Source organism: Pseudomonas pichavaramensis, from assembly GCF_050473265.1.
Classification (GTDB): Bacteria; Pseudomonadota; Gammaproteobacteria; order Pseudomonadales; family Pseudomonadaceae; genus Aquipseudomonas.
Map to the genome: position 1 here is coordinate 1 of NZ_JBJKFJ010000009.1, position 22,087 is coordinate 22,087.

The 22,087-nt window shown below is 65.2% G+C and carries 18 protein-coding genes and 1 pseudogene; 4 read left to right on the top strand and 15 right to left on the bottom strand.

Annotation, left to right across the window (positions count from 1 at the left end; genetic code table 11):
- Together ACJRW5_RS15465 and ACJRW5_RS15470 are read left to right on the top strand one after the other, a co-directional pair.
- The coding region (locus ACJRW5_RS15465; RefSeq protein WP_484571391.1) for an ATP-binding protein at positions 1 to 1,142 on the top strand (1,142 nt) is incomplete at its 5' end.
- Between the two features lie 52 nt (positions 1,143 to 1,194).
- Entirely contained in the window at positions 1,195 to 1,902 is a 708-nt protein-coding gene (locus ACJRW5_RS15470; protein ID WP_484571392.1) for a hypothetical protein, read from the top strand.
- Here the strand turns inward: ACJRW5_RS15470 and ACJRW5_RS15475 are convergent.
- Positions 1,897 to 2,077, bottom strand: a pseudogene (locus ACJRW5_RS15475) (hypothetical protein). The gene ACJRW5_RS15470 and the pseudogene ACJRW5_RS15475 overlap by 6 nt on opposite strands.
- A gap of 625 nt (positions 2,078 to 2,702) precedes the next feature.
- On the opposite strand from ACJRW5_RS15475, the gene ACJRW5_RS15480 reads away from it, so the two are divergent.
- Both ACJRW5_RS15480 and ACJRW5_RS15485 read left to right on the top strand, forming a co-directional pair.
- Positions 2,703 to 2,942 carry a type II toxin-antitoxin system RelB/DinJ family antitoxin gene (locus ACJRW5_RS15480; RefSeq protein WP_484571393.1) on the top strand — a complete coding sequence of 80 codons (240 nt, stop codon included), beginning with the start codon at positions 2,703 to 2,705 and terminating at the stop codon, positions 2,940 to 2,942.
- The gene (locus tag ACJRW5_RS15485) at positions 2,932 to 3,219 is read left to right on the top strand and encodes a type II toxin-antitoxin system RelE family toxin (protein ID WP_484571394.1); all 288 of its coding nucleotides are present in this window, start codon (positions 2,932 to 2,934) and stop codon (positions 3,217 to 3,219) included. Before ACJRW5_RS15480 ends, ACJRW5_RS15485 begins: the two co-directional genes overlap by 11 nt.
- A 141-nt stretch (positions 3,220 to 3,360) precedes the next feature.
- Here ACJRW5_RS15485 and ACJRW5_RS15490 read toward each other — a convergent pair whose 3' ends face one another.
- The 14 genes from ACJRW5_RS15490 to tagH all read right to left on the bottom strand — a co-directional run bounded on the left by ACJRW5_RS15490 (position 3,361) and on the right by tagH (position 22,000).
- On the bottom strand, positions 3,361 to 3,813 hold the full coding sequence (locus ACJRW5_RS15490) for a hypothetical protein (protein ID WP_484571395.1): 453 nt from the start codon (positions 3,811 to 3,813) through the stop codon (positions 3,361 to 3,363).
- Positions 3,810 to 4,715: an Ssp4 family T6SS effector gene (gene ssp4 / locus ACJRW5_RS15495; RefSeq protein ID WP_484571396.1), complete on the bottom strand. Its 906-nt coding sequence runs from the start codon at positions 4,713 to 4,715 to the stop codon at positions 3,810 to 3,812. The genes ACJRW5_RS15490 and ssp4 overlap by 4 nt, the downstream gene beginning before the upstream one ends.
- Before the next feature lie 91 nt (positions 4,716 to 4,806).
- Positions 4,807 to 5,697, bottom strand: coding sequence for a type VI secretion system-associated lipoprotein TagQ (gene tagQ, locus ACJRW5_RS15500; protein ID WP_484571397.1), 891 nt, complete (start codon positions 5,695 to 5,697; stop codon positions 4,807 to 4,809).
- A gap of 79 nt (positions 5,698 to 5,776) precedes the next feature.
- Positions 5,777 to 7,591: a formylglycine-generating enzyme family protein gene (locus ACJRW5_RS15505; RefSeq protein ID WP_484571398.1), complete on the bottom strand. Its 1,815-nt coding sequence runs from the start codon at positions 7,589 to 7,591 to the stop codon at positions 5,777 to 5,779.
- The gene (locus ACJRW5_RS15510) at positions 7,584 to 8,777 is read right to left on the bottom strand and encodes an ABC transporter permease (RefSeq protein WP_484571399.1); all 1,194 of its coding nucleotides are present in this window, start codon (positions 8,775 to 8,777) and stop codon (positions 7,584 to 7,586) included. The genes ACJRW5_RS15505 and ACJRW5_RS15510 overlap by 8 nt, the downstream gene beginning before the upstream one ends.
- Entirely contained in the window at positions 8,777 to 9,493 is a 717-nt protein-coding gene (locus tag ACJRW5_RS15515) for an ABC transporter ATP-binding protein (protein ID WP_484571617.1), read from the bottom strand. The genes ACJRW5_RS15510 and ACJRW5_RS15515 overlap by 1 nt, the downstream gene beginning before the upstream one ends.
- Positions 9,493 to 12,510: a protein kinase domain-containing protein gene (locus ACJRW5_RS15520; protein ID WP_484571400.1), complete on the bottom strand. Its 3,018-nt coding sequence runs from the start codon at positions 12,508 to 12,510 to the stop codon at positions 9,493 to 9,495. The genes ACJRW5_RS15515 and ACJRW5_RS15520 overlap by 1 nt, the downstream gene beginning before the upstream one ends.
- A complete protein-coding gene (locus ACJRW5_RS15525; RefSeq protein WP_484571401.1) occupies positions 12,507 to 13,238 on the bottom strand; it encodes a PP2C family protein-serine/threonine phosphatase in 732 nt (243 codons plus the stop codon). Before ACJRW5_RS15525 ends, ACJRW5_RS15520 begins: the two co-directional genes overlap by 4 nt.
- On the bottom strand, positions 13,235 to 13,888 hold the full coding sequence (gene tagF / locus ACJRW5_RS15530; RefSeq protein WP_484571618.1) for a type VI secretion system-associated protein TagF: 654 nt from the start codon (positions 13,886 to 13,888) through the stop codon (positions 13,235 to 13,237). Before tagF ends, ACJRW5_RS15525 begins: the two co-directional genes overlap by 4 nt.
- Complete coding sequence (gene tssM, locus ACJRW5_RS15535; protein WP_484571402.1) at positions 13,885 to 17,385, bottom strand: type VI secretion system membrane subunit TssM; 3,501 nt, start codon at positions 17,383 to 17,385, stop codon at positions 13,885 to 13,887. Before tssM ends, tagF begins: the two co-directional genes overlap by 4 nt.
- On the bottom strand, positions 17,382 to 18,716 hold the full coding sequence (locus ACJRW5_RS15540; RefSeq protein WP_484571403.1) for a DotU family type VI secretion system protein: 1,335 nt from the start codon (positions 18,714 to 18,716) through the stop codon (positions 17,382 to 17,384). Before ACJRW5_RS15540 ends, tssM begins: the two co-directional genes overlap by 4 nt.
- A gap of 3 nt (positions 18,717 to 18,719) precedes the next feature.
- Positions 18,720 to 20,054, bottom strand: a complete 1,335-nt coding sequence (gene tssK / locus ACJRW5_RS15545) for a type VI secretion system baseplate subunit TssK (RefSeq protein WP_484571404.1) — start codon at positions 20,052 to 20,054, stop codon at positions 18,720 to 18,722.
- 11 nt (positions 20,055 to 20,065) lie between these two features.
- Complete coding sequence (gene tssJ, locus ACJRW5_RS15550; protein WP_484571405.1) at positions 20,066 to 20,578, bottom strand: type VI secretion system lipoprotein TssJ; 513 nt, start codon at positions 20,576 to 20,578, stop codon at positions 20,066 to 20,068.
- 24 nt (positions 20,579 to 20,602) lie between these two features.
- Positions 20,603 to 22,000 (bottom strand): type VI secretion system-associated FHA domain protein TagH, encoded by a 1,398-nt coding sequence (tagH, locus tag ACJRW5_RS15555; protein WP_484571406.1) that lies wholly within the window; start codon positions 21,998 to 22,000, stop codon positions 20,603 to 20,605.
- Positions 22,001 to 22,087 lie beyond the last annotated feature (87 nt).

The window sequence follows — 22,087 nt, forward strand, 5'->3', positions numbered from 1 at the left end:
CTAAGTTTCCGCATCCAAAGAACTTCTTCGAGAAGATAAAGAAATGGCAGGACGGCCTAGATAACGATGACTCGTTCAGCCTTGGTGAAAGGCAGGCACTGGGTGCGTTCACAGATAAAATTTCCGAGTTTTCCCAAGCTCGTAGTGGGCCGTATCCGACCTTTGATTTCACCCGTGGCGAAATTGACGAGTTTTTAGCACTAGCTAGAACAGCCCATGCGGCATTTGGTGGTAGCGATACCGATATCTTGCCAATTGATGCAGACGTTCCTCGTGAGTTCACAGGTGATCAACTGTTACGCAGCGTGGAGGCTAATGCGGAGTTATTGAATGTCTCGGAGTATGTCGAGACGATGTTGATGCGTATCCGGACGATCCTTTCGGATAGTCGTATGAAAACCGTTACCGGTGATACTCAGGGCGTGACCCTGGCCAGCTGGTTGGAAAACTACATCGGAGACAACCAGGCCTCGAACGGTTCAGTGACAGTTATCGACCTGTCTTTAGTACCAGCGGAGGTGGTGCATATCATCACTGCTGTTATCGCTCGCATGACGCTGGAAGCCTTGCAGCGCTATCGCAAGCTGAACCACGGCAAGACGCTCCCCTCCGTGCTGGTTATGGAGGAAGCGCATACTTTCATCAAGCGCTACAAAGACGATGCAGAGAACCAAAGCTCTGCCGCCATTTGTTGTCAGGTGTTCGAGAAAATTGCCCGTGAAGGTCGTAAATTTGGCCTCGGGCTGGTGCTTTCCTCCCAGCGGCCAAGTGAGCTTTCGCAAACAGTGCTTTCACAGTGCAACAGCTACTTGTTACATCGCATTAGTAACGACCGCGACCAGGAGTTGGTGCACAAGCTAGTACCAGACAATCTGCGAGGTCTATTACGTGATCTCCCTTCCCTACCTTCACGTCATGCCATTCTGCTGGGCTGGGCTTCAGAATTACCTGTATTAGTTCAGATGAATTCTTTACCTGATGGTCAGCGGCCTAAGTCAGATGATCCAGACTTCTGGGCCGTATGGTCTGGAAGTCGCGTTGATGAGGCAGGGAACCGAGTCAATGTGGAGCGGGATGTTAACTGGAAAGAGATTGCTGATGATTGGCAGCAGCTAGCACCTTCAGACGATCAGGAGGAGTGAGTAGGGTTGGTACCCTCTCGTTTGTTGGACATGTTAATGAGACGGATGATTGATGCACGGAGATCTGGAGGTAGAACCCAGAAGGAGTGGCTACCCGCAGGATGGCTTTAACCACAACAGCTTCAGGTATGCAGTTCTCAAGACACATGCCGACGCGATCTACATTGTGGATGGCATTATCTCGCCTGAGAGTTGGCACCAGAGCCGGGTCAAGGTGCTGTTTATCCTGAAGGAAGCGAACGGCTATGACGGTTCAAATATTGCTGAACTGATTCGCAAGGCCATTGTGGAAAAGCCCAAGAGTAAGCTCTGGTGCAGGCCGACATTCCATAACATCGGTCGCTGGGCCTATGGTTTGCAGCGCTGTGGCGAAAGTATTTGTGGGTTCAAGGAAGCACACCGTAACCGAAAATCCGCCCTGCTTGCGTCGGCCTTTATTAACCTTAAAAAAACAACTGGTGGACGTCGCGCTACCGCTGAAGTTCGGGCATTTGCCGAGGCTCACGGCGCGTTTTTGCGCGAGCAGATTCTTTCAATTACTCCAGATGTTGTGGTGATGGGCGGGACATACGACATCATCAAGGAGCACGTGTTTCCTGAGCTGGAGAAGGCTTCCTACCGGGTTCATCTGCTCCACGGCGTGCCATTCATCAACGCCTTTCATCCGGCTTGCACGAAAGTTCGCAAAGCCCTGTACGAGCAAGTCCTGGATAGCTATCAGGATTACCGGCAGCAGGCCGAGGTCACCGTGCCCTTATAGCTCCACCGTCAGCACCTTGATCCCCAGCCCTTTGCAAAACCGCCCCACCGCCGTCAGCGAGCGCCATAGCCGTACCGGTTCACGCCGGGAGCGCACGGGCAGCCATTTCACCCCGAGGCGCTGTCCCAGTCTCGACCAGCGCCTGCAACGTCTCCTGCTCGATGGCTCTTTTCATGGCCCCCTACCCTCGCGTCAAACCAGTCCCCAGGGTTCCGGTATAGCGCAGGGCCGCAGGCCGGATACCGCCATCGGTCGAGCGGTCACCGGCATGGGGTCAGGTGAGGGGGTGGATTAAACAGAACTTCCTATTACGCGCAGACCTATTATTCTGCTCCTCGGATCTCTAGGTCGCCTTCCAATTCCAGCCGCTTGATAAATTCAGTCTTCTCGCTCGCGGTGGCGATCAGGTAAGCAGCCGAAAGCCCTACCAGCCAGACGCCAGAACCAGTCGTCCCAAATCTGCCCAGTACCACGGAGAACAAATCGGAGTGGTCGCGGTAACTACCCACCAGCGAAGTCGAAGTAACTGAACAGGGTCAAATAGGCTCATCAGCGGGGCTTGTTGACCCCTCGCACAGGGGCAGTCTATCTGCCTGGTTGCGTCCTGCCGGATCCCTGCCCTGGGTCAAATTTAGCCGGCAGAGTGGATCGAGATTTTCTTAACAGGATTGTTAATAAACTCCTGAGCAGCGCGGTGGCAGGAGGCTCAGCCCACGCTCGTCAATTGTGAGCGAGCGGTTGCCAAATAACCGTAAGGATGCCATCGTAACGACGAATGTCTTTACATGGAGGCCGCTACCATGGCTTCGATCAATATCCGCATCGACGACGAGCTGAAAGCCCGCGCATACCGGGAACTGGAAAAGCTTGGTGTCACCCCTTCTGAGCTGATGCGCCAAGCTCTGCAATACGTAGCCGAACGCGGTCAGCTGCCCTTCCGTCCGGTACTTATGACCGAGGAAGATGAGGCCCTGATCGCCACTGTGCGTGAACGCCTTGCTGCTCCGCAGCGCGTGAAGGTCTCGCTGGATGACCTATAGCCTCGAATTCGATGCACGAGCACTTAAGGAGTGGCACAAGCTGGGGGATACCATCCGCGAGCAGCTCAAGAAAAAGCTCGCGGAGGTGCTGGTCAATCCGCGCGTTGAGGCGAATCGACTTCACTCACTACCCGATTGTTACAAGATCAAGCTGCGCAGCAGTGGTTATCGCTTGGTCTATCAGGTGATCGAGCATGAGGTGGTGGTGTTTGTCGTCGCGGTGGATCGGCGTGATCGCGAGCAGGCCTATCGCAAGGCTGCTGAGCGGCTCAAATAACGCGCTGCCTGCGTCAAACAGAATCGGGTTTCAACGCGATGAGTGACGGCTACTGGCTGAGCTGCCAAAGCCTGAGCAGGCTGTGGTGCTGCCACCGCTAGTCCCAGTTCTGATTATTGGGGAATTGGAGTTACGCCTACCCTAACGTTTGCGTGTTTTCCTATGTCGTTCGCGCCACGCTGCGCGCTGGCTACGTACCTCCACCATGGCGTCGAGCATGGCGCGGTAACGCTTGCTGTTGAGCGTCAGCAGCGTCACCAGTGGCAGCAGCAGGCCGATGACATACATCAGATCGGCCGCTCGGCGGCCCCAGTGAGTGAGCACCACCAGCATGCACGCCGCCATGCCTGCGACGATCACCCACACCGCCCAGGGGCGGCCGCGTACGATCAGAAAGTTGGCAGCGCACAGGTAGACAGCTATCCCTGCGCTGGCTGACATCATGTAGATACCGTATTCGTCCGGGGCAGGTGGATAGACCTCGAGCAACAGAATCATGCTCACAGCCAGGGCAAACAACGCCAGGTAAAAGGCACCGATAAAAATCAGAAAGTGTCGGCGCAGTATCGTCAGAAAATCCGGCCCCTGCTTCACTCGTCCAGCTCCTCATAGAGGCCGATGGCATAGGTCTGCACGGTGCTGCTGCCAAGCAGACCGATTCCGGCGCCCAAGGCGTCCTTGATATTGACGGCCAGTGCCGAAGAAATTTCACTGGTCGCCATACGTTTGGGCAACTCGCCACCGCGTTGCAGTGCCTTACGCATCGCGGGCGTGAGTGCGGGGTTACGGTTTTCGAGAATCTCGTTGGTCAGACGTCGGCGTTCCTGTCGGCTGAGTCCTTTGAGGCTCTGATACCAACTACGTCCTGTCATGGCTTTACGCATGTTCATGACGCGCAGAATGGTCGCACCGCTTCCCGCCACTCCACCCAGGGAAATGATATCCAGAGCCTTCGAGGTGTTCTGGTACCACTCTTCGCTGTCGAGCTTGTCCAGCGCCTCCGGGTTATTGATCTCGGTATAGACCCTTGCTGCACCTGCAACACACTGCAGGGAGCTCGCCGACGCAGCCGCCACGCCAAGACTGGTAATCACCAGGCTCGCACCACCGGTGAAGGGAATGATGGCGCTACCGCCGATAATCGCGATCCAACCCAGCACCGCGCCCGCACAGGCCAGGCTGGTATTGACGCTCTCGGCCAACAACCGGGATTCGCGGGGATTGCTCTGTACGTTCTGAGCGAACTGTTGCGGCGAGATATTGCGCGGTGCTTCGCGGATGATGATGCGTTTGGGTTTGATGCTGCAGATCGGGGTGAACTCGCGCAGGGTCACCACGTTGAAACTGGAATCGATGTAAACCACGCCTGCACCGGAGATAGCCGGGTCGGCGTCGATGGCTGTATAGAGTTTGCGTAGATCGATCATGGCTTCGATGCGACGCCGCGCCATGATTTGTGATGGGGTATTTCTCAACCCGATCAGGTAGTCGGACATTGGCCCTCCTTGGTCGAAATTACGATAGCCGCCGGCCCTGCCCTGAGGGAGGACCAGCGGAGCTTTCGATCACACAGTCATCTGCGATGACTCAGACGTTCGGGCAGGGGATCGGCGCCCAGTCGCCCATATCCGGGTTATTGCACATGCTGTTGATCTGCGAAGTACCGGCAGTGGCCACTTGCTGGCTCTTGGCCTGCTTGGCTTCGGCCTGTTGCAGCACTTGCTCGGTCTTGACCGCTTCGGTCGGTACCTTGGCCGGCTTCTTGGCCGGAGCCTTGGCCGCGGTTGCCACTTCTGTGCGCTCGACACCAACGTTCTTCAGGTCAGCCTCGTAGGCCTGGGTGTAGTGGTCCAGGTTCTCGCCAGCCTTGCCGTTGACGGCGGTGATCAGATTGTTCGACTCGTTCAGGCCGGCAATGATTTCCGCCAGGCGCTTGCGTCCTTCGGTCTCGTTGACCGCGCCGGACTTGCGCTGCTGCAACAGGTTGGTGAATTCCTTCTGATAGCAGCTCTGCGAAGCTTCTGCGTAGGCGATGCTGCGATCGAAGGTACCGGCACTGGTGCTGATATCGGTGGAGTAGGAGCCGATGCGCTGTTTGTCATCGCTGATCTGTTGCTGCTTGGTGGTGTAATAGGCCGCAGCACCACCGACCAGCGCGCCGCCAGCAGCGCCGATGGCGGCATTGCGCTTGCGGTCTTCCTTGTCCGCGGTCAGGGCGCCAGTCAGGGCGCCGCCTAGCGCACCGATCGCGGCGCCAGTGGCTACCGAGCGGGTCAGGCTGGAGTCGGTGTCACGCAGGTGCTGTACCGGCTGGTAGCAGCTTGGGTAGTAGTTGACCTCGGTGCTCTTGCCGACGCTATTGACCGCGGAAGTGGAGCAACCGCTGATCAGAACGGCCATCGAGGTGAAGCCGATGGCTGCGAGTGTCATGACGCGGCTACGGGATTGCTGGGTGTCGTGCGATTTGGTTAAGCGCATAGCTAGACTCTCTGCTGGGGTTGGAATAATGCGGGTCGACCGAAGTCGCCCGTTTTTCTTGGGCAGACGCTGAAGTTGCTCACGGCTGTCGGGCCGTTCGTGCCTCCAGCAACTGCTTGAGAATGTCCTCCGGATCGGCACGCTGTTGGCGGCGATACAGGTCGACGTGGTTGACGAACAGGGTGGCGCGGCTGACCAGGCTGTTGCCGATCACTGGTTTGCGCGCGAGCTCTTCCTTGATGCGCTGGAACTGCACCTGGATGACCTCATTGGTGTAACGGGTGCCGCTGGCCATGTTGTCGATATAAATGGCAACAGCACCGTTCAGGGCGCTGGTGCCGTTGCGGATGGCTGCGGCGAATATCTGTGCGGTCGTGCTGTCGCCCTTCTGCTGCGCCTCGCGCTGGCTCTGGCGCAGGTTGGTCAGGCGGATGTTGTAGTTGTTGATGGTTTCCGCCACCAGCGCGGCAGACTGGATCAGGTTGCCGGCGGCCTCTTCGCGCTGGCGGGCGATCAGCGAGACATTGCGCTTGAGCTCTTCGTTGACCAGACCCAGCTCGGCCTGCAAGCGCGGATCGCTGGCACTGGCGATGATGCTGTCGAGGCGCTGGGTCGGATCATCGGCGTCAGCGATGTCATCGGTCAGGCCGGCCAGGCGGCCCTGCTTCTGCCACTGGGCGAACAGCTCGTCGTAACGCGAACGGGGCGCCGACAGCGCGCCGATGGCCACGCGAAAACCGGTGGTTTCGTTGCGCTGCTCGCTGCCGTCGGTGCCGAACAGCGGGTACTCGCGGCGCATGCCGGTAAACAGCGTGCCCTCGCCTTCCAGGTAGTTGCCGCCCTTGACCACGAAACCGCCGTAGGTGCCCTGGCGGCGGCCGGCGCTGACCAGCTGGAACGACTCCTGGACCATCTCGGCGGCGTTGCCGATCACGTCGAACAACCCCAGCGGGTTTGCCTGCCGGGTGCCGATCGGCATAAGCCGTGGTGCCTGACCGGTGCCGCCGGCGACCTGGTTGAACACGGCCCACTTGGCCAGCGGGCCGTCATCGTCGCTGCCTTCGACCGGACGCGGGAAGAGCCGCGCTTCCAACTGCTGGCGGCTGACCTCGGAGCCGCCGCGGGCGGCGAACTCCCATTCCACTTCGGTGGGCAGGCGCACGAATGCGGCGCCGCCCTCTTCCGCCTGCTTACCTCTGCCGCTGACTGGCAGCAGATCACGGTGGTTGGCCAGCAGCCAGGCGCTGTATACCGCGGCGAAACGCTCGGCCTCGAAGCGCGATAGTCGGACCTGGGGCAGGCGGCCACTCATGTCAGTGACGGGGGCGCAAGCCGGTGCTGGTTCTCCGCTGGCCAGCGATTGTGCCTGGGCCATCACCTGTGCGTACTGGCGGGCGGTGACCTCGTACTTGCCGATGAAGTACATCATCGGTTTCAGCGGGCTGCCAGCGTCGATCTTCGGCAGGCGGTCGGCTATCTGTTTCTGCCACTGCGGCGCCAGATCCGCCAGGCTGAATTGGCCATTGATGAAGTCGCGGCGATAACCGGAAATGAACGACTGCTTGTAACCCGCCTCGCCCTCGCTGAACGGATAACCCAGGCTGATCTCGCGGTCATCCAGGCTGCCCTGGGTCAGCACGTAGACATGACGGAAGACCATCTCGCCGCCACAGGGCAGCGGCAGGCTGATGTCGCCTGGCAGCGGCTTGGGGTTATCCAGTTTGGCCAGTTGTTCCGGGTCCAGCGCGCGCGCCGGCGCCGCAGCCGCTGCCGGGGCAGCGCTGCTGGCGGCTGCTGGCTTGGCTTTTGCCGGTGGTTCATCGCCCGGCGAGCAGGCGGCCAGGGCCAGCGTGCCGAGCAGCAGCGCAGAGGGAGCGAGGCGACGGTCAGACATCACGAATTCCTTGAGAAGCGTCGATCCGCGCCACCCGCCAGCCGCCCAGCGCGGCGGCGCAGGCACTGGCCAGCAGCACGGTGCCGAGGGCGATCAGGTAATGCACGGGCAGCAGGCGACTGGCGTATTCGCCCGGCACCTGCACGAAAAGATGGTTGAGGCCGCTCTCGGCCAGGCGGTACAGCAGCGCCGCCAGCAGGCTGGCGAACAGGCCGCTGTACAGCGCCTGAGCGATCAGGAACAGCAGCAGCGCGGCGCTGCCTAGGCCGAGCAGGCGCAGCACCGCCAGCTCGCGCTGCTTGCGCTCCACCGCCGCCAGCGCTGCGGCGCTGCTGGCGGCCACGGCGCCGCCCAGGGCCAGGGCGCAGATCAGCCAGAACAGCAGATCGAGGTTGCGGCTCAGCGCCTGCACCTGAGCGATCTGCGCCGCCTGGGTGACCACCTGCAGCTGTTGTGCGGCGAAGTACTGGCGCAGCGGCTCGACGTCGTCCAGCGTGCGCGCGTACAGACGAAAGCCCGGGTAGATACGTGGCGCCGGGCTGGCCGTTGCGCCCGGCCAGCCGAGGGCCTCCACCGCCAGACCGTCGCGGTAATCCTCGACCGCCTCCAGCAGCGCCGCCGGGGCCAACAGCGCGTCGCGTTCGAAGGCCGCCAGCGGCAGCACCGCCAGCACCTGCACGGTGCTCTGCTGCCACTGCAGAACGCCTGCGCGCTGGCGGCCGAAGCGCGCCTGCAGTTCGCTGCCGGCGCGGACGCCAAGCTTTTCTGCGGCACTGTGGCTGAGCACCACCTGCTGCAGCGTCTGCGGCACCGGCAGATTGTCGAGCAGCGGATCGCCGGCAGCGGTGGGTAGCATTTCCACGCCTACTCGCCGCGAGCCGGCCTGCAGTTCGCTGGTCGCGGCAATCTGCCGGGTGCGCGGGATAGCGAAGGCGACATCGGCGCGCTGGCTCAGCGCCTCGATAAAATCAGCCTGCAGCCGCGCCCCGCCCAGCGGGATGATTTCGCGTACCGCCGCGTCGCTGCGCAGGCGCTCGGTCAGGCTGCCGACCAGGCCGTGCTTGAGGCCGAACAGCACCAGCAGCGGCGCGATCACCGCCACCAGCGCCAGCACGCTGCACGCCGACAGGCGCGCTTCGCGGCGATAGTCCTGCCAGGCCAGGCCGGCGATCAGCAGCGGGCGCATCAGGCGGCCTGCTCCAGGCTGGCGCTGACACCGCCGTCGGCATCACGCCGGCAGTGCAGGCGCAGGATGCTCAGGCCGGCGCGCCGCGCCAGCCCTTCGTCATGGGTGGCGACCACGCAGGTGGCGCCGAGCGCTTCGGCCTGGCCGAGCAGCAGCTGCATGACCCGCTCGGCATTGAGCGGGTCGAGTGCGGCGGTCGGCTCGTCGGCCAGCAGCAGTTGCGGGCCATGCACCAGCGCGCGGGCGCAGCTGACCCGCTGGCGCTGGCCGATGGATAGCTCGGCCGGGTATTTGTCCAGCTGCTCCTGCACGTCCAGCGCCTGCGCCAGGCGCTGCACCTGGCCGCCGTCCGCGAGGCCGAGCAACTGCCGTGGCAGGCTGATGTTGCCGCGCACGTCGAGGAAGCCGAGCAGCCCGCCGGTTTGCAGCACGTAACCCAGATGGCGGCTGCGCAGGCGCGCCAGTTGCTCCAGGCGGCGCTGTTGCCACAGGCTGGCGACATCACTGGACACGCCGTTCGGCGCCAGGCTGAAGGCCTCGGCGCTGTCCGGCGCCAGCACCAGCGCCAGCAGATCCAGCAGGGTGCTCTTGCCGCAGCCGCTGGGACCGACCAGTGCCACCCGCGCGCCGGCGTCCAGCTGCAGCTGGTCGATGACCAGGCTGAAGCGCTGGGCGCCCTGGCCGCGGGCTTTGTGCACCTGCTGCAGACGCATCATCACGGCAGCGTCGACAGCGGCACACGGTACAGGGCGTCGCCCGGCTCGGCATTGCCGAAGCGCACCCAGTTGGCCATGTCGTTGTGGAAGGTTTCGTAGAGGCGGATCTTCGACTCCAGCTCGTCGATGAAGTCCTCCTGTTCGGCCACCGACAGCGACAGCCACAGGTCCTGAGTCATGCTCAGCGCCTTGCTGCGGTAAGGCAGGCCGTCGAGGTACTCGCCGAGCACCCCGCTCTGCGCCAGGTTGGCGCCCTGGCGCAGGGCCGCGGGGTCGCGGCTCATGTAGGCGCTGGCGCTGGCGATCTCGCTGAAGAAATCGACCGGCGAGGTCCTGGTCTTGCGCGCCGAGTCGACGATCAGCTTGAGCGACTGCTGCAGGTCGTTGAGCTGCAGCTTGGTCAGCATCACGCACACCTGCAGGGTCGGCAGGCTCGGGTTGCTCAGGTCGCGGTCGGCGGTCCAGGCGCTGACCAGTTGTGGCGCCTGGCTGGCGCTGCGGCGGCCGAGGAAATCCATGTGCATGGCATAGCCGATGGCCTGCGACTTGGCCGCCAGGCTGGCGCTGCCAGCCAGTTGCGGGGTCAGCGGTGCCTGTTGCGCGCGCACCTGCTGCGCCAGTTCGGCGAAGGTCGAGCCGATCTGGCGCACGCGCTCGCCGAAGGTGCCGACATCGCCGCCCGGCACCGACACGTAGAGGTCGCCGATCTGCGGGTTGCTGTCGGCGGTGAGCACCCGGTACTGCTGCTCGGCGGCGCCGTGATTGGCCTGGCCGGCGGCGGTGCGCAGGTGCAGGGCGAAGATCTTGATCTGCTTGCTCAGCGCCGCCTGGCGCACTTCGGCCTCGTTCATCCGGGTGCTGCTGTAGGGGTCGTTCTTGCGCAGCGCGCCGGCATCGCTGACCAGCAGGATCAGGCGCCCGCCATAACCCGACCAGTCCATGCCCTCGACGGCCTGCATGACCCCGGCGAAGGCATCCTCGTTGAACGAATGGCTCGACACCCGGGTGGCCTGCACCTGTTCGGCGGCGCGCAGGAAGCGCTGTGGATCGCTGCCGTCCTGCAGGCTGACCAGGGTCTTGCTCAGGTACTGAAGGCCCGGCGTGCGCTCGGTACTGTTGCGGTAGCCGACCAGGCCGAAGCTGACGTTGTCCAGCTCGCCGCGTGCCTGTAGCTGCCCCTGCAGTTCGCTGACCACCTGGCGCACGCGGTCGATGTAGGGCTGCATCGACACCGAGGTGTCGACCACCAGCACGATGCCGGTGCGGAAGCCGTCCGCGCCAGCGGCGGCCGGCGCTGTGCTGCCGCCCTGCGGCGCCGCGCTGCCCGGGTCGATCGAGGCGACATTGAGCAGCTGCACCGGCTGGCCTTCGCTGTCGAAGGTCTCGCGGAAGTCGAAGATCGGCATCAGGTAGAACTGATCCGCCGGTACCGCACTGGCGGTCGGCTCCAGCGCCACCACCTGCGGCACCTGTTCGGGCTGGTTCTGCGCCTGCAGCAGCTGCTCTCGGGCGAGGCTGACGTGATCGATCAGGCGCTCGACGTCGCTGGCCTGCTGCATGAACTGCACCGGCGCGCGACCGGAGCGTTCGGTGAATTTCAGCACCAGGCTCTGCTTCCAGTCGGCGGCCTGTTCGGCGGCGACCCAGCCCTGCACGCGGCCATCGCTGGCGGCGCCGACCTGCAGCCAGTCTTGGCCGTACTGCTGGTGCCGGGCATATACATAGAGCACCGAGAAGGCCGGCAGCGCTTCACCCTGAGCTGCGCCCGGGGCATCCAGCAGCTGCGCCCCGGGTTTGGCCAGGATGCGCTGGTAGAGGGTCTGCTTGCCCGGCATCAGCAATGGGTGCTCGCCGGCTTCGCCGGTATCGGCCTGCTGCGTCTGACTGACGCTGGCGGTCGGCGTGGTGGCTGACTGATTATCTGCGGCAACCACCGCTGCCGGCTGCGCCATCCACCAGTAGGCGCCGCCGCCGAGGCCCAGTGCGGCGGCCACCGCCAACGCCAGCAGTGCCACGCGTGGACCTTTGCCGGCAGTGGCCGGGCGCGCTGGGGCAGCGTTATCAACGGACGCAGGCGCTGACGGCGGAGCCGACCTGGGCGTTGGTGGCGTGCGCGGAATTTCGATCGACACCGGCTGCAGGTCACCTAGCTCGGCAGCCGACGGTGCGCCCAGTGCGGCTTGCGAGACAGGCATTGGACGGACCAGCGTGGCGTCCTGATCCGAATGTGCTTGTGCATCCAGAGCGGCCACCAGCTCCGCTGCGTTGCTGAAGCGATCGTTCGGCTCCTTGGCCAGCAGGCGCTGCAGCAGCGCCTGGTAACGGCCGTGCTGCATCGGCAATTCCGGCAGGGGCTGGGTCAGATGGGCCAGCGCCGTGGACAATGCATCGGTGCCCATGTACGGCAGCTCGCCGACGAGGATTTCATAGAGCACCACGCCCAGTGCGTAGAGATCGGCGCGGCCGTCGATCTCCAGGCCACGGGCCTGCTCCGGGCTCATGTAATTGGGCGTGCCGACGGCGAAGCCGGCCTGGGTGAACTGGGTGCGGTCGTCCAGCGACTTGGCGATGCCGAAGTCCGAGAGCACTGCGGTGCCGTCGCCGCGGAAGAGAATATTGGCCGGTTTGACGTCGCGGTGGATCAGTCCCTGGCTGTGCGCGTAACCCAGTGCCGCGGCGATCTGGCGAATGTACTGCAAGCCCTGCTCGGGGCTCAGGCCGGCGGCGATGCGCTCGCGCAGGGTGCCGTTGGGCAGGTACTCCATGGCCATGTAGTACTGGCCGTCGACGTGCCCGATGTCGTGCACGGTGACGATATGCGGGTGCGCCAGGCGCGCCAGGGTCTTGCCCTCGCGCAGGAAGCGCTCGCAGAACGAGGCGTCGGCGGCCAGCGCCGGGGCCATGATCTTCAGCGCCACCTTGCGCTCCAGCGAGCGCTGCAGGGCCAGGTAGACGGTGGCCATGGCGCCTTCGCCAATCACCCCTTCGATGTCGAATCCGGGAACGTTCAGGTTCATGACGCAGGCTCGCTCGCCTTGATGACGATGGCAGTGATGTTGTCGGGCGCGCCGCGGGTCAGGCCCAGGTGCACCAGGCTGCGCACCATCTGGTAGGGGTCGCTGTGGGTCAGCACATCGCGGATCTCGTGATCCTCGGCGGTGCGGGTGAGGCCGTCGCTGCACAGCAGCCAGGTATCGCCGGCGCGGATATCCAGCGCGACGCTGGCCAGTTCCAGCTGCTCCTGCACGCCGACGGCGCGGGTGACGATATTGCCGCGCGGATGTACGCGGGCCTCGGCCTCGCTGATCAGGCCGCTGTCCTGCAGCTCCTGCACGTAGCTGTGGTCGCGCGAGATGGCCTGCAGCTCGCCGTCGCGCTGGCGGTACAGGCGGCTGTCGCCGGCCCACAGGCACAGGCCGCGGTTGCCACGCACCAGCAGCAGTACCAGGGTGCTGCCCATCATGCTCACGCCGCGCAGGCTGGCCTGCTCGCGGACGGCGGCGTTGACCTGGGCCAGGCTCTGGTGCAGGGCTGCTGCGGCGTTTTCCAGGCTGTCGTCGGCCGGCAGATGGCGCAGGCTGTCGACGATCAGGCTGCTGACGTAATCGCCCGCCGCATGCCCGCCCATGCCGTCGGCCACCAGCCACAGGCCGGCCTCGGGGCGTTCGAGGTAGGCATCTTCGTTGATCTGGCGCACCAGGCCGACATGACTGTGGGCCGCCGAGTGATAATGCAGAACAGTCATCGGGTGGCCCCCTCCGGCCCCAACAGATAAGCCGCGAAGGACTCGCCTGGCGGCAGGCCGCGGCAACGCCGCAGCCCCGCCGCGATATGTTGTGAACCACGGCCCCACCACAGGCTGGCGCCGTCGCAGGCCTGGGCGGCGAGTGCCGCCAGGCGCCCCGGGGCATCGAGCACCGGCCAGTGCTGCAGGCCGTGGTTGTGTGTGGCGGCGGGCATGCTGGCCGGTGGCAGCGGCGCGAGTGCCTGCACGCCGGCCTCGAAGCTTTCCAGGCGGGCGCCGTCTTCGAGGGTGCTCAGCAGCAGTTCCTCGATCTGTTCGAACCACGCCTCGTCCGCCTGCAGGGCCTGCAGCGGCTGGTCAGTCCCGAGGCGGTAGGCCACCGTCAGCGGGAAGTAACGGCCGACCCGGTCGATGCTCGGCATCAGCACCCCGGCCATCGCCGCCGCGCCGCACACGCCCGGCGCCAGGGCGAAGCGCCACAGCGGGCTGGTCAGATAGGCGTCCAGCCAGCGGCTGCCGAGCTGCTGCTGGCTGCTCTGCAGCCCGGCCGCCAGCCAGGCGTCCCAGCTACGCAGGAAGTCGCCCGCCAGGTTGCGTTCGATGAAGTCGCCGCGGCAGGCGATCTTGCCGTAGAAGCCAACCGTCATCAGAGTCGCTCCGGCAGGCTGAAACCGGCAGCGGCGCGGCCCTTGAACGGGTTGAAGGCGCTGCTGGCGCGCAGCTCGTAGGCCACGCTGGAGCGATCCAGGCGCACCCGCAGGTTGAAGCGGTCCGGCGAGGCGCCGCCGACCAGTTCGGCCTGATCGAGCAGGCGGAACCAGGCCCAGGGCCCTTCCAGGGTCAGCGCCGAGCGCCCGCCTTCCACCGGTGGCGACACGCTCAGGCGCACTACGCCGATGCTGCCGGGGTTGGGCCACTGCACTGACACCGGCCGGCTGGGGCCGTGATCGAAGCTGATCAGCTGGCCGTCGAGGTCCAGCTGCGACTGGCTGATGGTGGCATCCATGCTCACCGGCTTGAGCTCGAAGCGCACGCTCGGTTGCAGGCCGCCGCTGCGGAAGTATTGGTCACGGATCAGCGCGGCGCGCTGGAAGGTCTGCAGCACGCCAGCGGAGATACCCAGCTTCTGTGCCGCCCCTGGCTGCCAGCGCCAGTTGCGCGCCGAGGTGTCGACATAAGGCTGCAGGTACTTGCGGAAGTAGCTGTCCATCACCCCGCCAACGCCGAAGAACTGGCCGAAGTCGTCCAGTGTGGCATCGCGCGGGCTGCCCGCCACCAGCGGATAACGGCCGCTTAGCGACTGCCGCCAGACGCTGACCACATCGCTCTGCCAGGCCGCGTTGAGCTGATTGCGCACACCGCCCATCATGCTATTGGTGCTGGCGTTGACCACCGAGCCGAGCAGGTTCTGGACCAGGGCCGGCTGGCGCGCAGCGGCCAGTTTGACCCGTGCGGCTGCCGCGGCGGCCTGGTTCTTGGCCTCGCCGAGCAGGGCGTCGCCACTGGCACCGACCATGCCGCTGAGCTGCACATAGAGCTCGTTGAGGTCGGCCAGCAGGCTGTCGATGGCCATCGGTGTCGACGGGTCCTGGCTGACCAGGCTGTTGAGCTCGGCGAAGTGCGCGCTCACCGGATCGCGTTCTGCCACCGCCGCCACGGCGTTGCCGGCTGGGGTCTGGCCGAGTAGCGAGCCGAGTTTCTGCTTGAGCTGATCGACGCCCTCGTCGCCGGCCTTGGCCTCACCTTCGCTGGCCGGCGCCTGCTGCAGGTCGGTCTCCTGCGCCACGGCAACCAGCAACTGCTTGAGTGGCGACGCCGGCCCGGAGAGTACCCGCAGCACATCGGCGGCCTGCGCCACGCTGGTGATCGGCACGAAGTCGAGATCGGCGAGCAGCGCATCCCACTGCTGCACGTAGTCGCGCAGGTACAGCTGGCGTACGTCGGCGGCCAGGCTCACGGCATCCTGAGTGCTGTCGAGCTGGCGGCCGAGTACCCATTGTTCCTCGGCGACTACACCGGCCTGGCCGACACTGGCACGCAGAAACGCCTCGCGGTAGCCACGGCGGGTGAAGAGGCCACTCAAGGGATCGCTCAGGGCCTTGCCGCTCTTGCGTGTGAACACCAGCGCGGCATCGCGCCCGGCGGCTTCGCTGAGACGAAAATCGCTGACTCCGGCTGGCAGCTTCTGCCGCTTGACCCGGTCATACACGCGCTGCGCCAGTGGCAGGCGCTGCAGCTGCATGCGCAGTTCGTCGATCAGGCGCTGATCCAGACGTGCATCCGGCGGGCGCCGCTCGAACAGCGCCTGCAGGTGGCCGTCGAGGGCCTGGCGCTGCTCGCCGGCGAGGTCGCGCGGCAGGCTCTGATCCCAGTCCAGGCTGACCCATGCCTTGATGAACTCGGCATCGTAGTGCTCGCCGCCGCCGAACATCAGGTAGGCCTTGAGGCCTTCGTAGAGGTAGTCACTGCCTCCACCTGTGCGCAGCTGCTCTTCCACCCGGCTGACCAGACGCGGGGCGAAGGTGGCCACCAGCAGCCGGCGGTAGACGCTGGCGGCCTGCTCTTCGAGCATGTCGCCCTGATACAGGCCGAAGCCCTCGGCCCAGTCCGGCGCGTCGCCAGCCAGGTTGCGTACGGCATCGAGCAGCGGCAGTACCGCCAGCACGTCGCGCTGCGCCGGGCTGAGGCTGCGTACCTGCTCCTCCAGCGGCGCGGTGCGCGCGCCGACCTGGGCGATGTAGTCGCGGTTGGCGTTGTAGCTGAGCAGCCACAGCGTGCTTACCACCACGACCAGCGCCACGCTGGCGGCCATTGCACCGATGGCGATCCAGCGGCGGCGGCGCTCGACCTTCTGGTCGACGCCGACCAGGCCGCGCTCGGCGAAGGCCACCTGGCTGAACAGACGTTGCAGGAAGTAACTGCGGCCGCTGCCGCTCTGCCGCGCCAGGTGCTGGCGGTCGAGGTTCATGCTCTGCGCCATGGCGCCGATCAGGCGGTCGATGGGACTGCCTTCCTGGGTACCGCTGGTGAAGTACAGGCCGCGCAGTAGCGCACGTTCTTCATAGGCGTTGGGTTTGAACACGCCGTTGAGGAATTCGCCGAGCAGCTGTTTGATCGCCGCGAACTGCTGCGGGAAACCGTAGATCAGATCGCGACGTGCCGGGTCGCGCTCCTGCTGCAGGCGCTCGACCAGACGCTGGTTGAGGCGCTGTTCGAGGGCGGCGAACTCGCTGTCGAAGCTCTCCAGCGGGCCGCCAGCGCTCTTGCCGTCATCGAGGGCGAAGGTAAAGCCCCATACCTGCTCGCGCTCCTCGCGACCGAGGTCATCGAAGAACTCCATGAAGCCCGGCACCAGGTCGCACTTGGTCAGCATCACGTAGACCGGGAAGCGCACGCCGAGCTGGCTGTACAGCTCCTGCACCCGTGCGCGGATTGCCGCCACATGGGCGGCGCGCTCGCTGTCGCTGCTCTGCAGCAGGTCGGCCAGGCTGATGGCGACGAAGGCACCGTCGATCGGCCGGCGCGTGCGCTGGTTCTTGAGCAGGTCGAGGAAGCCCAGCCAGGCCGCCTTGTCCACCTGGGCATGGCTGTCCTGGGTGGTGTAGCGGCCGGCGGTATCGAGCAGCACCGCTTCATCGGTGAACCACCAGTCGCAGTTGCGCGTGCCGCCCACGCCGCGCACGGCCCCGGCGCCGAGCTGTGCGGCGAGGGGGAAGTTGAGCCCGGAGTTGACCAGCGCGGTGGTCTTGCCCGAGCCGGGCGGGCCGATGATCACGTACCACGGCAGCTGATACAGGTTGCGCCGCTCGGCGCCGCCCAGGCGCGCCTTCTTCAGCAGCGCGAGGGCCTCGTCCATGCGCTCGCGCAGGGTCGCCAGTTCCTCGGCGGTGGCCACGCTGGCCGGGTCCGGTGCGGTCTCGGCGGCCAGGCTGTCGAGCACCTTGCGCTCCTGCTGGCGCTCGCGCAGCAGGCAGAACAAACGCCAGCCGAGCCACAGCGAGAACAGCAGGATGATCAGCGTCCAGCGGATCCAGGCCGGTTGCAGGGCGTCGAGCAGCGGGCCGATGAACCAGATGATCAGGCTCAGGGCGATCAGCCCGAGCAGCGGGATGACCCAGCGGGTGATGAATCCGAACAGCGCCTTCACTCCACACCCTCCGCCAGCACGGTGATCTCGACCCGGCGATTCTTCGCCCGGCCTTGCGCCGTGGCGTTGGACGCCAGCGGCTCGGTGTCGCTCAGACCCTCGGCGCTGAAGCGCCGGGGCTGGCCGGTACGTGCCGCAAGTATCTGCAGCACTTCCTCGGCGCGGGCGCGCGACAGCGCCCAGTTGGACGGGAAGCGCAGCGTGGCGATCGGCTGATTGTCGCTATGGCCGGTGATGCGCACCTGGCCCTTGACCTGGCCAACGGCCTCGGCGATGCGCAGCAGCAACGGCTGGAAGTCGTCGCGGATGCTGGCGCTGCCGGAGCTGAACAGCTCGTCGCCACGGATGGTCACCAGCGAGCGGTCGACGCCGTCTTCCACCGCCACGCGGTTGGCGCGGATATCGTCGGCAAGGAAGGTAGCCAGGCGCGGCCGTTCGACAACGCGCGGCTGGACCCGCGCCGGCTCGATGCTCTGCACCGGGATTTCGCCCAAGGCGTGAATCTGCCGGAACACCGGCTCGGCATCGGCGGTGAGCTTCATCCGCAGCACCAGCAGCAACAGCAGCAGCACGGCCAGCGCCACGGCCAGGCCGACCCAGGGCGGCAACAGCCGCGACAGCCGGTCCGGCGCCACGCTGACGCCACGCCAGTGCGGCGACAGCTCGTGTTCACGCTCACCACGGACGCTGTGCAGGGTCGCGGCGGTGCGCTCGCGCAGCGCCTCCAGCTGGCTGCGGCCATCGTGCATGACCCGGTAGCGGCCTTCGAAACCGAGGCTGGTGCACAGGTAGAGCAGCTCCAGCAGGTCGAGGCGTTCGCGCGGGCTCTGCAGGCAGTGTTCGAGCAGCTGGAACACCTTTTCGCCGCCCCAGGCCTCGTTGTGCACGGTGATCAAAAGGCTCTGCTTGCCCCACTCGCTGGTGCTGCCCCACGGTGTGCTCAGCACCGCTTCATCGAGCGCGGTGCACAGCGCGTAGCGCGCCAGCAGCACATCGTTGCGCGGCACCCCGGCGGCTTCGGCGTGTTGTTCGAACTGGCGCAGGTAGCCCAGCAACTGCGCGCGCAGGCTGGCCGGTGCCGGGTGCGCCAGGGTGCTGCGTAAGCGTGTCAGCATACTCAGTAGCGGCCCGGCGGCCTGCTCCAGTGGGTTCATACCGTGGGCCTGACCGGTCGGCAGCGGCGCCGCCGGCATCTGCAGGGGCGCAGCAGGCGCTGCTTCGGCAGTTGGTTGCGGGCCACGGCCACCGGGGCGCGGCATGAACTGGGTACGATCATTGTTCGCCGGTTGTGGCGCTGGCGGCTTGTTCAGCCAGTCATCTTGACCCGTCATGAGTTAACCCCGTATCGCCCAGAAGGCCAGGCTCAGGCCGGGGTATTCGCCGGCCACGTGGAAGGCGAAGCCGCCGGAATGGGCTAACTGCTTCCAGTGTTCGCTGCCACGGTCGAGCTCGTAGTAGGTCGAGCCGGCATGGAACGGAATCTGCCGCGGCGCCACCGGCAACGGCAGCAGGTTGATACCCGGCAATTGCAGGTTGACCAGATCACGGATGTGCTCGACCGAGCCGATCTTGCTCTGCTGGCCGAAGCGCCCGCGCAAGGTCTCGGCCGGCATGTCGGCGCGTACCACCAAGATGAAGCTGGCGTTGTCCAGCAGGCTGCGGTCGGCCAGCATGGCCACGTGCACGCCGTAGGCCTTCTCGACGATGGGAATGGCCACCGCCTTGCTGTCGATCAGCATCGACAGCGCCTCGCGCAGTGCCTGCATCAGCGGAGTGAAGCAGGCCTGCAGATCGTCGTGCAGGTAGGGCGGAAACTCCGGCGGGCGGCGCCCCTCGTTGCAGAAGGTGGCGAATTCGCCGGCCAGCGCCAGCAGTTCGCTGTACAGGCGTTCCGGGTGCAGTGGCTGCAGCTGGATCAGGTGGGCGAACAGCGGCTGGGCGCGGTTGACCAGCTGCAGCAGCATGAAATCGGCGATCTCCGAGGCGCCGCCAGCGCTGGAGGCCACCACCCGCCCGGCCAGGGCTTCGCCCCGCTGGTGCAGCAGGCCCAGCAGCTCGCCACGAAACGCCGCCAGGACTTTGCTGGTGGCAACATCGAGCAGCGGCGGGATGTACTGCTCATCCAGCACCAGGGCGCGGTCGGCGCGCTTCTCGCGCACCCGCGCGACACCGAGCACGGCGTATTCCTGCAGGCCGTCGGCAGCCGTGAGCAGGCGCAGGGCACGCTCGCCGACCATCACCGGGGTACGGCTCTCGAATGCCGCGTTGTCATCACGCACCTCGCGCACCTGGCCGCGATAGCGCGCGCCGCCCAGTGGCTCGCCGGCCTCGACGCTGTCGCGTACGCCGGCGCGGCGCAGCGGCAGGGCCAGGTAGATCACGCCATCGCGCAGGTCTTCGGGAACATCCAGCGGCTCCGGCGCTACGTCGTCCTGGGGGATGTTGAACGGCGTGCCATCGGGCAGCAGGCCACTGGCGCGGAGAATGGCCAGCTTGCCCTGCGTGAGCAGGCCTTTATCCAGCTGCAGCTCGGCAAAACCCCAGCCGGCGGCCGACAGCGGGCGGCTGCGGGCGTCGATCAGCGTCTCCAGGTAGCGGTCGTGCTGCTGGAAATGCTGGGTGCCGAGGAACATGCCTTCGGACCAGATCACACGGTTATTCCAGGACATAGGGGCTCCGGTTAGCGGGATTCGTTGCGTTCAGGCCTGGCCAGCAGCGCAGCGCTGAGGGCGTTGACGCCAAGGTTGATGCGGTAATGGCTGAGTGCGCCCTGTTGCGGCTCGAGCACTAGGCGCCATTGCGCCCGGTCGATGTCGCGGTAGCCGACCATGATGCCGAGATGGCGTGTCGCGGCGTTCAGCTCGCGCTTCAGCTCACGGGTTTGCCCGGGGTGCACCAGCCACTCGTCCTGCGCTACCAGTTCGTCGCCGACGGTCGCGTCGGCACGTTCGGCCAGGCTGAAGTAATCGGCGCGGCTGAAGGCCGCGGCGCTGCGCAACTCCAGCACGCGCACACGCACGGGGGCACTGTGGCCCTCGGTGGTAGGATTCAGCGCTTCACCGGCCTGCAGCTGCAGCACGACGGCGGTGCTGCCTGGTGAGCTGTCTTGCAGCTGGCCTGCATCCTTGCTGCAGCCACCGAGGATGGCCAGTAGCAGTCCCAGCATGACTGGCCGGAGTGTTCGTTTACGCACGTTGCTCATCCTTGAACGTAACCCTCACGGGCGCCGCTGGCGGGCGATGTGTTGTTCATAAGCCCGGCCGAACTCACGGCCGAACAGGTCCTGAAAATCGTCTTCGGCTTCACGCGACAACGTCGCGTAGAGCGCCACGAACTGCTGCCAGCACTGTGCCTGCCGAGCGTTCGGCAGCAGGCTGGCAAGCCCGCCACTGCTGCCCATGCGCGCCTCCAGCGCTTGCGGTTCGAAGCGTGCCAGCAGGTGACGAATGGCGGCCTGCACGCCGGCCATGACCGCCAACTGATGGGCGCGCAGGTCTTCGAAACCGTCCTGCACCGCCTGATCGGCAGGCATGAACGCCGAATTGCCACCGCGCAGTAGCAGGAGCAGGGCCTCCTCGGCATTGGGCGCGAACTTCAGCGGGTTGTTTTCCACCGGCTGGACCATGGTCTGCTGCAGGCGGAACTCGCCCTTGAGACTGCTGCGCGCGCGCAGTACGTCGATCAGGCCATCGACCATAAGCCGGTAACTGCGGCCGATGCTCTCCATCTGTTCGGCGGCCTGCTGGCTGTCCAGGCGCAGATGATCGAGTCCGGCGCCACGCAGAAAGGCTCGTAGCAGCGCGTCATCCTGCATTGCTGGCGCCGGTGCGCTTGCAACTGCAGGGATGGGGGCTGCCATAGGAGGCGTCTGCTCAACTGCAGGTGCAGCCGGCATTGCGCTCGGAGCCGGTTCAGGCGGCGGTGGTGTTCTTGCCGGAGCCTCGGGCGCGGCAGGGATTTCACCGAGCAGGTCCCAGTCTTCGGGAATCAGCCCCGCGTCGGCAGGTGCTGCTGGCTCGGTGGCCATGGCGCTGAATTCTGGAGGGCGGAAGTCGTGCTGTTGAGCCGGTACATGGTCGGCGACCGCTACCGGTGGCGGGGTGCCTGGGGCGAGGAAATCGAACAGATCCGGTAGCGTTTCGTGCGGCGCAACGCTCTGCAGGTGGGCGCTGGCCGAAGGATTGAATGCATCACTGAATGGATCGCTGACCGGCGCCTGCTGAGCCGCCATCAAGGCTTCGAAACTATTGCTGGATGGGCTTGCGGCAAAGATTTCGGGGCCGTCGGAAATGGAACTTTCCAGCGCGACCTGTATTTCGTATTCACCGATACGAATAACTTCGCCGTGATTGAGAAGTTCACTGTTGCCACGCTGCATGCGTACACCGGCATTAATCAGCTCAACGCCGTTAGTGCTCTGGTCGGTGATGTAGTAGCGCCCGTCGCGATGTTGCACGAGGCAATGTTTCGATGAAACAAGGCGTGCCGGGTCCGGCAATACCCAGTCATTATCCGGCGCGCGGCCAATTGCCATCACGCCATCTTGCAGTGTCTTCTCGGCGCACTGACCCGGCGTGATCTTGTGATAGCTGGTGATGGTCAAACGCAGCGCCATGCGGCCTCCCTGCCCGGCTTTCCTGGCGCCCGCAAAATCATGGAATCCTTTCACTGCGCGGCTTTCAGGCCGCCAAAAGCTTATCTG